This window comes from Actinotalea sp. (assembly GCF_035443605.1).
Taxonomy (GTDB): Bacteria; Actinomycetota; Actinomycetes; order Actinomycetales; family Cellulomonadaceae; genus Actinotalea.
This window is the reverse complement of sequence record NZ_DAORSQ010000086.1, coordinates 1-11549: the sequence shown is the minus strand read 5'-3', so window position 1 is coordinate 11549 and position 11549 is coordinate 1. Positions and strand designations below refer to the sequence as shown.

General features: G+C 72.3%; 17 protein-coding genes and 1 pseudogene. 17 read left to right on the top strand and 1 reads right to left on the bottom strand.

Features of this window, described 5'->3' with window-relative positions:
• From rplF to PKY62_RS10010, 15 genes and pseudogenes are all read left to right on the top strand, one after another.
• Positions 1-131: 50S ribosomal protein L6 (gene rplF, locus PKY62_RS10080; RefSeq protein WP_324536578.1), on the top strand; the 131-nt coding region annotated here is incomplete at its 5' end.
• Position 132: 1 nt separating this feature from the next.
• Positions 133-504: a 50S ribosomal protein L18 gene (rplR, locus tag PKY62_RS10075; protein WP_324536575.1), complete on the top strand. Its 372-nt coding sequence runs from the start codon at positions 133-135 to the stop codon at positions 502-504.
• A 43-nt stretch (positions 505-547) separates the two neighbouring features.
• Complete coding sequence (gene rpsE, locus PKY62_RS10070) at positions 548-1201, top strand: 30S ribosomal protein S5 (protein WP_324536574.1); 654 nt, start codon at positions 548-550, stop codon at positions 1199-1201.
• Positions 1201-1383, top strand: a complete 183-nt coding sequence (gene rpmD, locus PKY62_RS10065; RefSeq protein ID WP_324536577.1) for a 50S ribosomal protein L30 — start codon at positions 1201-1203, stop codon at positions 1381-1383. Before rpsE ends, rpmD begins: the two co-directional genes overlap by 1 nt.
• 2 nt (positions 1384-1385) lie before the next feature.
• Entirely contained in the window at positions 1386-2123 is a 738-nt protein-coding gene (rplO, locus tag PKY62_RS10060; protein WP_324536573.1) for a 50S ribosomal protein L15, read from the top strand.
• Between the two features lie 142 nt (positions 2124-2265).
• The gene (gene secY, locus PKY62_RS10055) at positions 2266-3564 is read left to right on the top strand and encodes a preprotein translocase subunit SecY (protein ID WP_324536572.1); all 1299 of its coding nucleotides are present in this window, start codon (positions 2266-2268) and stop codon (positions 3562-3564) included.
• Positions 3561-4127, top strand: a complete 567-nt coding sequence (locus PKY62_RS10050) for an adenylate kinase (protein ID WP_324536571.1) — start codon at positions 3561-3563, stop codon at positions 4125-4127. The genes secY and PKY62_RS10050 overlap by 4 nt, the downstream gene beginning before the upstream one ends.
• A 10-nt stretch (positions 4128-4137) precedes the next feature.
• The gene (gene map, locus PKY62_RS10045) at positions 4138-4983 is read left to right on the top strand and encodes a type I methionyl aminopeptidase (protein WP_324536570.1); all 846 of its coding nucleotides are present in this window, start codon (positions 4138-4140) and stop codon (positions 4981-4983) included.
• A 188-nt stretch (positions 4984-5171) separates the two neighbouring features.
• Positions 5172-5393, top strand: coding sequence for a translation initiation factor IF-1 (gene infA / locus PKY62_RS10040; protein WP_024286981.1), 222 nt, complete (start codon positions 5172-5174; stop codon positions 5391-5393).
• Between the two features lie 69 nt (positions 5394-5462).
• Positions 5463-5576: a 50S ribosomal protein L36 gene (gene rpmJ, locus PKY62_RS10035; RefSeq protein ID WP_009740505.1), complete on the top strand. Its 114-nt coding sequence runs from the start codon at positions 5463-5465 to the stop codon at positions 5574-5576.
• Positions 5577-5776: 200 nt separating this feature from the next.
• Positions 5777-6157 (top strand): 30S ribosomal protein S13, encoded by a 381-nt coding sequence (gene rpsM / locus PKY62_RS10030; RefSeq protein WP_161915874.1) that lies wholly within the window; start codon positions 5777-5779, stop codon positions 6155-6157.
• 66 nt (positions 6158-6223) lie between these two features.
• Complete coding sequence (gene rpsK, locus PKY62_RS10025) at positions 6224-6631, top strand: 30S ribosomal protein S11 (RefSeq protein WP_324536569.1); 408 nt, start codon at positions 6224-6226, stop codon at positions 6629-6631.
• A gap of 100 nt (positions 6632-6731) precedes the next feature.
• A complete protein-coding gene (locus PKY62_RS10020) occupies positions 6732-7730 on the top strand; it encodes a DNA-directed RNA polymerase subunit alpha (RefSeq protein WP_324536568.1) in 999 nt (332 codons plus the stop codon).
• A 62-nt stretch (positions 7731-7792) separates the two neighbouring features.
• Positions 7793-8326, top strand: a complete 534-nt coding sequence (rplQ, locus tag PKY62_RS10015; protein WP_324536567.1) for a 50S ribosomal protein L17 — start codon at positions 7793-7795, stop codon at positions 8324-8326.
• Positions 8327-8411: 85 nt separating this feature from the next.
• Positions 8412-9095, top strand: a pseudogene (locus tag PKY62_RS10010) (alpha/beta fold hydrolase); the annotation flags it as partial.
• Between the two features lie 68 nt (positions 9096-9163).
• On the opposite strand, the gene PKY62_RS10005 reads toward PKY62_RS10010, so the two are convergent.
• Positions 9164-9964, bottom strand: a complete 801-nt coding sequence (locus tag PKY62_RS10005) for an ROK family protein (protein ID WP_324536566.1) — start codon at positions 9962-9964, stop codon at positions 9164-9166.
• A gap of 68 nt (positions 9965-10032) precedes the next feature.
• On the opposite strand from PKY62_RS10005, the gene truA reads away from it, so the two are divergent.
• Both truA and PKY62_RS09995 read left to right on the top strand, forming a co-directional pair.
• Positions 10033-10962, top strand: coding sequence for a tRNA pseudouridine(38-40) synthase TruA (truA, locus tag PKY62_RS10000; RefSeq protein WP_502875829.1), 930 nt, complete (start codon positions 10033-10035; stop codon positions 10960-10962).
• A gap of 52 nt (positions 10963-11014) precedes the next feature.
• The coding region (locus PKY62_RS09995) for an ATP-binding cassette domain-containing protein (RefSeq protein ID WP_324536565.1) at positions 11015-11549 on the top strand (535 nt) is incomplete at its 3' end.

Here is an 11549-nt window from a genome sequence, read left to right as displayed (position 1 = left end):
TCGACAAGCAGCAGGTCGGCGAGGTCGCCGCGAACATCCGCAAGATCCGCAAGCCCGAGCCCTACAAGGGCAAGGGCGTGCGCTACGCCGGCGAGGTTGTCCGCCGCAAGGCCGGAAAGGCTGGTAAGTAACGTGGCTCTCACGATCCGTGGCAAGGGCAAGGCCATCGCTCGAGCGCGTCGTCACCTGCGCCTTCGCAAGAAGGTCGTCGGCACCGCCGCTCGTCCCCGTCTGGTCGTGACCCGGTCGAACCGTCACATGGTCGCCCAGGTCGTCGACGACGCCGTCGGTCGCACGCTGGCCTCCGCGTCCACCCTCGAGGTGGACCTGCGGGCGTCGACCGGCGACAAGTCGGCCAAGGCACGCGCCGTCGGCGAGCTCATCGCCGAGCGCGCCAAGGCTGCCGGCGTCGACGCCGTGGTCTTCGACCGCGGCGGCAACAAGTACCACGGGCGGGTCGCGGCGGTCGCCGACGGTGCCCGCCACGGCGGGCTGTCCCTGTGACCGGCCGCCGAGTTCTGTCCGTACGGAAGCAGAGGAACCACTGATGGCTGCACCGCAGCGCAGCAACACCGGCGCGCAGGGCGGCGCCGCGGGCGCCGGCGGCGGGGACCGCCGCGACAACCGTGGCGGCGGCGACCGTCGCGACAACCGTCGGGGCGAGGCCGAGAAGAGCGCCTTCCTCGAGCGCGTCGTGACGATCAACCGCGTGTCCAAGGTCGTCAAGGGCGGCCGCCGCTTCAGCTTCACGGCGCTCGTCGTCGTGGGCGACGGCGACGGCACCGTCGGCGTGGGCTACGGCAAGGCCAAGGAGGTGCCCGCGGCGATCGCCAAGGGCGTCGAGGAGGCCAAGAAGAGCTTCTTCCGCGTCCCGCGCATCCAGGGCACGATCCCGCACCCGATCACGGGTGAGGCCGCAGCCGGCGTCGTCTTCCTGCGTCCCGCGTCCCCCGGTACCGGCGTCATCGCCGGCGGCCCGGTGCGCGCGGTCCTGGAGTGCGCCGGCATCCACGACGTGCTGTCGAAGTCGATGGGGTCCTCCAACGCCATCAACATCGTGCACGCGACCGTGGCGGCACTGCGCGGGCTCGAGGAGCCCGAGGCCGTCGCCGCCCGCCGTGGCCTGCCGCTCGAGCACGTCGCCCCGGCGTCGATGCTCAAGGCGCGCGCCGCGGGTCTCGCCGCGAAGGCCGGTGCATGATGGCCCGTCTCAAGGTGACCCAGACCAAGTCCGCCATCGGCGGCAAGCAGAACCAGCGCGACACGCTGCGGAGCCTCGGCCTCAAGCGCATCGGTGACGTCGTCGTCAAGGAGGACCGCCCGGAGATCCGGGGCATGGTCGCCACGGTGATCCACCTTGTCGCCTTCGAGGAGGTCGACTGACCATGGCAGAGAAGAACGAGACGGCCGCCGCTGACGCGGAGGTCGCGACGAAGGCGCCCAAGGCTGCCTCGACGGTGAAGAAGACCGCCGAGAAGCCCGCGGCCGAGAAGAAGCCCGCAGCCGAGAAGGCTCCCAAGGCCGCCTCGACCAAGGCCGCTGCCGACAAGGCGCCGGCCAAGGCCGCTGCCGACAAGGCGCCGGCCAAGGCTGCCGCCGAGAAGGCCCCCAAGGCAGCCTCGACCAAGGCCGCCGCCGACAAGGCGCCGGCCAAGGCCAAGGCGCCCGTCTCGGGTGCCGGTGGCACGCTGAAGCTCCACCACCTGCGTCCGGCCCCCGGTGCGCACACCGCCAAGACCCGCGTGGGTCGTGGCGAGGCGTCCAAGGGCAAGACGGCCGGTCGTGGCACCAAGGGCACCAAGGCCCGCTACCAGGTGCCGAGCCGGTTCGAGGGTGGCCAGATGCCGATGCACATGCGTCTGCCGAAGCTGCGCGGGTTCAAGAACCCGTTCCGCACCGAGTACCAGGTGGTCAACCTCGACAAGCTCCAGCTGCTCTACCCCCAGGGTGGTGCGGTGACGGTCGAGGACCTCGTGGCCAAGGGCGCGGTCCGCAAGGGCCAGCCGGTCAAGGTGCTCGGCGACGGCGACCTGGGCGTCAAGCTCGCGGTCTCCGTGGACAAGGTCTCGGCCACCGCCGCGGAGAAGATCGTCGCGGCCGGCGGGTCGATCGACCAGGACTGAGTCGGACCAGGGGCCGGGGCGCACTGCGACCCGGCCCCTGTGCCGTCCCATGGCAGATCTCGGTTAGGGTTCCCACGGCGGTTCCCCGATCGGGCCCGCACGCGCAGGACGACGTACCGCCCACGGCGGAGCAGGAGGACAGGTGCTCAGCGCATTCGTTCGGGCTTTCCGGACGCCAGACCTGCGGCGCAAGCTGCTCTTCACCATCGCGATCATGGTGGTGTTCCGGTTCGGCTCGTTCCTGCCGACCCCCGGGGTCGACTACGGCAACGTGCAGGCCTGCGTGGCGCAGACCGCCGGCGCCAACGACCTGCTCGGCCTCATCAACCTCTTCAGCGGCGGTGCGCTGCTCCAGCTGGCGGTGTTCGCGCTGGGGATCATGCCGTACATCACGGCGAGCATCATCATCCAGCTGCTGCGCGTGGTCATCCCCCGCTTCGAGGCCCTGCACCAGGAGGGCCAGTCGGGCACGACCAAGCTGACCCAGTACACGCGGTACCTGACGATCGGCCTGGCGATCCTGCAGTCGACCACCATCATCACGGTCGCCCGCAACGGCCTGCTCTTCTCCGGCTGCACCGTGCCGGTGATCCCGAACGATGACATCGTGACGATCCTCATCATGATCATCACGATGACAGCCGGCACCGCCCTCATCATGTGGCTGGGCGAGCTCATCACCGAGCGGGGCATCGGCAACGGCATGTCGTTGCTCATCTTCACGCAGATCGCCGCCACCTTCCCCGTGGCGATGTGGTCCATCGCCGGCGGGCAGAACGGCGCCACGAAGTTCACCATCGTGCTCGCGATCATCGTGCTCGTCGTCGGCCTGGTGGTCTTCGTCGAGCAGTCCCAGCGGCGCATCCCGGTGCAGTACGCCAAGCGCATGGTCGGTCGCAAGATGTACGGGGGCACGAGCACCTACATCCCGATCAAGATCAACATGGCGGGCGTCATCCCGGTGATCTTCGCCTCGTCCCTGCTCGCGATCCCCGGCCTCATCGCACAGTTCGGCGACCAGACCGCCGGCTGGGTGATCTGGCTGACGCAGTACGTCGCGAGCCCGTCGAGCCCCATCAACATCGGGCTCTACATGGTGCTCATCATCTTCTTCGCGTACTTCTACACCGCGATCACGTTCAACCCGGACGAGGTCGCGGACAACATGAAGAAGTACGGCGGCTTCATCCCGGGCATCCGGGCCGGCCGGCCGACGGCGGAGTACCTCGACTACGTCATCTCGCGGATCACGGCCCCGGGCTCGCTGTACCTCGCGCTCGTCGCGATGATCCCGCTCATCGCCTTCATCCTGCTCGACGTCGGCACCAACATCCCGTTCGGCGGCACGTCGATCCTCATCGTCGTCGGCGTCGGCATGGAGACGGTCAAGCAGATCGAGTCCCAGCTGCAGCAGCGGCACTACGAGGGCTTCCTGCGATGAGCCCGCGGTTCGTCGTCATGGGGCCGCAGGGCTCGGGCAAGGGGACCCAGGCGTGTCGGCTGGCCCGGCACTACGGGATCCCGGCCATCTCGACGGGGGACATCTTCCGCGCGGCGACCACCCTGGGTACCGAGCTCGGCACCCTCGCCAGGTCGTACACCCTGCGCGGCGAGCTCGTGCCGGACGAGGTCACCGACGCGATGGTGCGCGAGCGCCTCGACCAGGCGGACGCGGCGGAGGGGTTCATCCTCGACGGGTACCCGCGCAACGCCGCCCAGGTGGCGGCGCTCGACCGCATCCTCGCGGACCACGACGTGGCGCTCGACAAGGTCATCGAGCTCGTCGCCGACCGGGACGAGCTGCTCGCGCGGATCGAGCTGCGGGCCGTGCGCGAGGGACGCGAGGACGACACCCACGACGCGATCGCGCGTCGGCTGGACATCTACGCGGAGCAGACCGCACCGCTGACCGACGCCTACGCCGCCCGCGGCCTGCTGGTGCAGGTGGACGGCATCGGCGAGATCGACGAGGTCGCCGACCGGCTCCTCGCCGCGCTCGCCTGAGGGGAGCCCCATGGCCTTCGGCCGGGAGAAGATCGAGTACAAGACGGCAGCCCAGGTGGCCGGCATGCGCCGGGCCGGGATCGTCGTGGCCGACGCGCACGCCGCGGTCCGGGCCGCACTGCGCCCGGGTGCCACCACGGCCGACCTCGACGCCGTGGCGGCCCGGGTCATCGCGGAGGCCGGGGCAACGCCGTCCTTCCTCGGCTACCACGGCTACCCGGCCGTGCTGTGCGTCTCGGTCAACGAGGAGATCGTGCACGGGATCCCCGGTGACCGCGTGCTGGAGCCCGGCGACGTCGTCTCCGTGGACTGCGGTGCGATCGTCGACGGCTGGCACGGCGACGCAGCCTTCACGATGGTGCTGCCCGACGCCGACCCCGCTGACGTCGCGCTGAGCGAGGCGACCGAGGCCGCCCTGTGGGCCGGGATCGCAGCGCTCGCGACCGGTGAGCGGCTGGGTGGTGTGGGGGAGGCCGTCGAGGACGTCGTCGAGGCGAGCGGCGTGCGGTACGGCATCGTCCAGGAGTACGTCGGTCACGGGATCGGCAGCGCGATGCACCAGCCGCCCGAGGTGCTCAACTACCGCACGCGCGAGAAGGGCGCCCGGCTGCGCGCCGGGCTGTGCGTCGCCGTCGAGCCGATGCTCACGCGCGGCAAGCGGCACACCCGCGTCCTCGAGGACGACTGGACCGTCGTCACCCAGGACGGCTCGCGGGCCGCCCACTGGGAGCACACGGTCGCCATCGGGCCGGAGGGTGTCTGGGTGCTCACGGCGCACGACGGCGGCGCCGCCCGGCTCGCGGAGCTGGGGGTCACCGTCGCACCGTGGCTGCCCGAGGGATCCACCCCGGCCTGACGCGTCAGCATCGTGCGCGATGGCGTATGATCCTCCGTTGGGTGCGTGTGCCCTGTTCGCTGTCCGTCCGGCTCGCCGGCGCGGGCCCCCAGCGGGTGGGCGGCCACCTGATCCCCGACCGGACACCACGGGCTCGCCCGTGGCTGCGTGGTGGGGGGTGTCGTGTCACCGAACAGTTAGCGGAGGAAATGGCAAAGAAGGACGGTGTCATCGAGATCGAGGGCAGCGTGGTCGAGGCACTGCCGAACGCGATGTTCCGCGTGGAGCTCGCCAACGGCCACCGTGTTCTCGCGCACATCTCGGGCAAGATGCGTCAGCACTACATCCGGATCCTCCCCGAGGACCGGGTCGTGGTGGAGCTGAGCCCGTACGACCTGTCCCGCGGCCGGATCGTCTACCGCTACAAGTAAGCCCCACCCACCATCGACACTGCCGCCCGTTGCACGCTCGTGTGCGCGTGCGGCGGCGGAGGAACGAGCATGAAGGTCAAGCCCAGCGTCAAGAAGATCTGCGACAAGTGCAAGGTGATCCGCCGGCACGGTCGCGTCATGGTCATCTGCGAGAACCTGCGGCACAAGCAGCGCCAGGGCTGAGCCCCGGCGTCCCGGCCACGGCCGGGAGCTCACGCACGACCACCGGCACCGCGCAGCGGTGACCGGACCAGCGCACGGTCAGCACCCCTGGTTCCCAGGGCGGCCCCTCGGGGCCACGGTGCAACCCCCGGTCGGAGGCCGGGGCCTGCTTCAGCGGGACGACCGCGCGGAGGACCTCCGACGCAGTACAGGAGTTGAAGATGGCACGTCTCGTCGGCGTCGACCTCCCCCGCGACAAGCGGCTCGAGGTTGCGCTCACCTACATCTACGGCGTCGGCCGTACCCGCGCCCAGCAGACGCTGGCCGCGACCGGGATCAGCCCGGACCTGCGCGTCAAGGACCTCGGCGACGCCGAGCTGGTCGCCCTGCGCGACCACCTCGAGGGCAGCTACAAGCTCGAGGGTGACCTCCGCCGCGAGGTGGCGGCAGACATCCGCCGCAAGGTCGAGATCGGGAGCTACGAGGGCATCCGGCACCGCCGCGGGCTGCCCGTGCGCGGTCAGCGGACCAAGACCAACGCGCGTACCCGCAAGGGCCCCAAGCGCACCGTGGCCGGCAAGAAGAAGGCCGGGCGCAAGTAGCAGCAGTCCGCCGGCGCGACCACGCAGCCGGCGGTCCGACGACCTCAGACCAGCGAAGGAACCGCAATGCCTCCCAAGACCCGCACCGCCGGCGCCGCGCGCAAGCCGCGGCGCAAGGAGAAGAAGAACATCGCCGTGGGCGTCGCCCACATCAAGAGCACGTTCAACAACACGATCGTGTCGATCACCGACCCGTCGGGCGCCGTCATCGCCTGGGCCTCCTCGGGCCAGGTCGGCTTCAAGGGCTCGCGCAAGTCGACCCCGTTCGCGGCGCAGCTCGCGGCCGAGGCCGCGGCCCGTCGCGCCCAGGAGCACGGCATGAAGAAGGTCGACGTTCTCGTCAAGGGTCCGGGCTCGGGCCGCGAGACCGCGATCCGCTCCCTGCAGGCGACCGGCCTCGAGGTCGGCTCGATCCAGGACGTCACGCCCCAGGCGCACAACGGCTGCCGTCCGCCCAAGCGCCGCCGCGTCTGACCTCCCCCGTCCCTGCTGGACGCCGCCGGGTGGACCGATACCCGGCGGCGGCACCGCGTGATGCGTCATATGGCGGACGCACACTGAGAGGAACCCCACCGTGCTCATCGCACAGCGCCCCACCCTGACCGAAGAGGTCATCGCCGAGCACCGCTCCAGGTTCGTCATCGAGCCCCTGGAGCCCGGCTTCGGCTACACCCTCGGCAACTCCCTGCGTCGCACCCTGCTGTCGTCCATCCCGGGCGCGGCGGTCACCTCCATCCGCATCGACGGCGTGCTGCACGAGTTCAGCACCATCGTCGGCGCGAAGGAGGACGTCACCGAGATCATCCTCAACATCAAGGAGATCGTCGTCTCCTCGGAGAACGACGAGCCCGTCGTGATGTACCTGCGCAAGCAGGGCCCGGGTGCCGTCACCGCCGGGGACATCACCCCGCCGGCCGGCGTCGAGGTGCACAACCCCGAGCTGCACATCGCCACGCTCAACGGCAAGGGCAAGCTCGAGATCGAGCTCACGGTCGAGCGCGGCCGCGGCTACGTCTCTGCCCAGCAGAACAAGGCCTACGACGCCGAGATCGGCCGCGTGCCGGTCGACTCGATCTACTCGCCGGTCCTCAAGGTGACCTACAAGGTCGAGGCCACCCGCGTCGAGCAGCGCACGGACTTCGACAAGCTCATCGTCGACGTCGAGACCAAGCCGGGCATGACCCCGCGGGACGCGCTGGCCTCGGCCGGCAAGACCCTGGTCGAGCTCTTCGGCCTGGCCCGCGAGCTCAACGTCGAGGCCGAGGGCATCGAGATCGGCCCGTCCCCGACGGACGCCGCGCTCGCCGCCGACCTCGCGCTGCCGATCGAGGAGCTGCAGCTGACGATCCGGTCGTACAACTGCCTCAAGCGCGAGGGCATCCACTCCGTGGGTGAGCTCGTGGCGCGCAGCGAGGCCGACCTGCTCGACATCCGCAACTTCGGTGCGAAGTCGATCACCGAGGTCAAGGAGAAGCTCGTCGGCCTGGGGCTCTCGCTCAAGGACAGCCCGGTGGACTTCGACCCGGCGACGTACTACGACGACAGCGACTTCGCCGACGACGAGCTGTCCTGACGCTTCCGGCACCGACGGTCCGCCCGTCCGGTCCTTCATCTGACGAGAACTAGGAGCACGACATGCCTACCCCCACCAAGGGTCCGCGGCTCGGAGGCGGCCCGGCGCACGAGCGCCACATCCTCGCCAACCTGGCGACGAGCCTCTTCGAGCACCGCCGGATCACCACGACCGAGGCCAAGGCGAAGCGGCTGCGTCCGCTCGCCGAGCGCATGGTCACCTTCGCCAAGCGCGGGGACCTGCACGCCCGCCGTCGCGTGCTGACGGTCGTGCGGGACAAGGGCGTGGTCCACGAGCTGTTCACCGAGATCGCCCCGGCCATGGCCGAGCGTCAGGGTGGCTACACGCGGATCACCAAGATCGGCCCGCGCAAGGGCGACAACGCCCCCATGGCGGTCATCGAGCTCGTCATGGAGCCCGTGAGCCCCAAGCAGGCCGTCGTCCGTGAGGCCGCCGCTGCGACCAAGCGGGCCGCCGCCCCGAAGGCCGCCAAGGCCGAGAAGGCCGCCGCGCCGGCCGAGGAGACCCCGGTCGTCGAGGTCGTCGAGGAGACGCCGGTCGTCGAGGCCGACGCCACCGAGGCCGACAAGGCCTGAGCACCACCGACGGACGAGCCGGGTCCCGCCCTCACGGGCGGGACCCGGCTCGTGCCGTCTGCGGCGGCGCACGACGGCGCGTAGCGTGGTCCGTGTGGTCGAGCCGTCGCACGCCGGCGCCGCACCGGTGCTGTTCCTGCACGGCGCACGCACGTCGCGGACCATGTGGCGCGCCCAGGTCGAGGCCGTGCAGGCCACCGGCAGGCGGGCCGTGGCGATCGACCTGCCGGGCCACGGCGAGCGGATGGCCGAGCGCTTCGACGTCGAGGGCGCCATGGCGCGCATCGGCTCCGCGGTGGACGACCTCGGCGGCCGGGCCGTGCTCGTGGGGCTGTCCCTGGGCGGGTACCTCGCGATCGCCTACGCCGCGCGCCACCCCGAGCGGGTCGCCGGGCTGCTCGCGGCCGGGTGCAGCACACGCCCCGACGTGCCCGCCGTGCGGGCCTGGCGCCAGGCCGTCCGGGTCATCGAACGGCTGCCGGACCGCGGTGCGGGGCTCAACGCCGCCCTGGTGCGCGCCGCGCTGCCGCCGACCGGCGCGGCCGACCTCGCGGCCGGGGGCTTCGCGCTCGACGTCATGACCGACGTGCTGACCCGGATGCCGGCCGTACGGCCCCTGGAGGACCTGCCGCTGCTCCGGTGCCCGGTGTGGCTCGTCAACGGCCGCTGGGACCACTTCCGGGGCCAGGAGCGGGCCTACCTGCGGGCCGCGCCCGGTGCGCGGCTGGTCGTGGTGCCCGGGGCGACGCACCTGGTCAACCTCGTGCGCCCGGTCGCGTTCACGCGGACGCTGCTCGCGGCGCTCGACGAGGTCGACCGGGTCGAGGCCGGCGGGGCTCAGCCGGCCGACGGCCTCGGGGTGCGCAGCGACCACGCCCGCACGCCGCCGACGATCCCGGCGGAGTTGGGCACCACGACGACGTCGTCACCCAGGGCGTCGAGCGTCGCAGGACGGATCCGCCGGGCGTTGCCGCCACCGAGGTAGAGCCGGTCCCAGTGGAAGACCGGGCGCAGGCCCTCGACCGCCCGGCGTACGCGCCGCGACCACGCGCCGTCGCCGAGCCGGCGGCGCTCGTGCTCGCCGAGGTACGCGTCGTACGTGACGTTCCAGCGCACGGGAGCGTGCGAGAGCTCGAGGTGCGGGGCCAACGTCCCGCCGTCGAAGAGCGCGGAGCCCAGGCCGGTGCCGAGGGTGAGCACCAGCTCCAGCCCGCTGCCGGACACGACCCCCGCGCCGTGCACCTCGGCGTCGTTGAGGACGAGGACCGGGTAGCCGAGGCTCGCGGAGAAGGCCGCGGCCATGTCCTTGCCCGCCCAGGCGGCGAAGAGCTCGGGGTCCACCCGCGAGCGGGGCCCGGAGCGGGTCACGTAGTGCGGTGTGGCGATGACGACGCCGTGCCGCAGCATCCCCGGCATGCCGATCGTGGCGCGGTCCGCCGCGGGCAGACCGGCCGCGATCGCGGCGACGGTGGCGACCAGGCGCTCGGGCGGCAGCGGGTAGGGCGTCGGCACCCGGACCGGCGGCACGTGGAGCGTGCCGGCGGCGTCCAGCACCGAGGCCTTGATCCCGCCCCCGCCGCAGTCCACCGCGAGCGTGCGCTCGTCCTCGGGGGCGACCGGTGCGGGGGAGTGGCTCATCGGCCGACCCTATCGGCGGCGCACCGTGCCGTGAGGGCGAAGGCGCGTGGGGTCCTATCGTTGTCCGGATGAGCACGGACCACGGGACCGTCGAGGAGGGCACGGGACCCGCGATGCCGCCCGGTGCGGCCGACGCCACCCCCCACGTCCGGATCCGGCTCGACCTCGGCTACGACGGCACCGCCTTCTCCGGCTGGGCCACCCAGCCGGGCCTGCGGACCGTCCAGGGCACCCTCGAGGCCGCCCTGGGGACGGTGCTGCGCTGCCCGCCGCCCCGGCTGACCGTCGCCGGGCGCACCGATGCCGGTGTGCACGCGCGCGGGCAGGTGGCGCACGTGGACCTGGACCGCGGGACCTGGCTGGCGGTGCGGGGTCGGGCCGGCTCGCCGCAGGAGGGGCTGGTGCGGCGGCTCGGCGGGGTGCTGCCCCCGGACGTCGTCGTGCACCGCGCCGAGCCGGCGCCGGCGGGCTTCGACGCGCGGTTCGGCGCGCTGCACCGGCGGTACGCCTACCGACTGGCCGACGACGTCGCGCTCGTCGACCCCCTGCGGCGGACCACGGTGGTGCGGCACCGCCTGCCGCTCGACGTCGGGGCGATGGCGCTCGCCGCGGCCGGGCTGGTCGGCGAGCACGACTTCGCCGCGTTCTGCAAGCCGCGGCCGGGCGCGACGACCGTCCGGACGCTCCAGGTGCTCGACGTCACGCGTCCGGCGGCCGGCGGGGACGCGGGCCTGGTGGTGCTGGACGTGCGGGCCGACGCGTTCTGCCACTCGATGGTGCGGGCGCTGGTGGGCGGTCTGCTCGCCGTCGGGGAGGGCAGGCGGGCCGTCGGCTGGCCGGCAGAGCTGCTCGTCTCGGGGCGCCGAGACCCGGCGGCGCACGTCGCCCCGGCGCACGGGCTGACCCTCGAGCACGTGGCCTACCCGGCGGACGACGCGCTCGCCGAGCGTGCACGCATCACCCGTGCCCGGCGAGCCGGTGGCTGCCCCGGGACCTGATGCCGGGCAATGACGTCGCCCTGCACCCGCACGGGCCGGGAGAATGCTCCGCGTGGGACACATCGACCTGACCGGCATCGGCTACGTGCTGCCTGACGGCCGGCCGCTGCTGGCCGGCGTCGACCTGCGCGTCGGCGACGGCGCCAAGGTGGCCCTCGTCGGGCCCAACGGCGCCGGCAAGACCACCCTGCTGCGGATCGTCGCCGGGGACGAGGCGCCGCACGCCGGGACGGTCGCGCGCTCCGGCGGCCTGGGCGTCATGCGCCAGTTCGTGGGCCGCATCGAGGACGACCGCTCGATCCGCGACCTGCTCGCCTCGCTCGCGCCGACGGCCGTCCGTGCCGCCGCAGCCGAGCTCGCCGCCGCCGAGCTCGCGATGCTCACCACCGACGACGAGCCCACCCAGATGCGCTACGCCCAGGCACTGGCGGACTGGGCGGACGTGGGTGGGTACGACGCCGAGACCGGCTGGGACCGGATCACCGACGCCGTGCTGTCCATCCCGTTCGACCGTGCCGAGCACCGCGAGGTGCGCACGCTGTCCGGGGGCGAGCAGAAGCGGCTCGTGCTCGAGGCGCTGCTGCGCG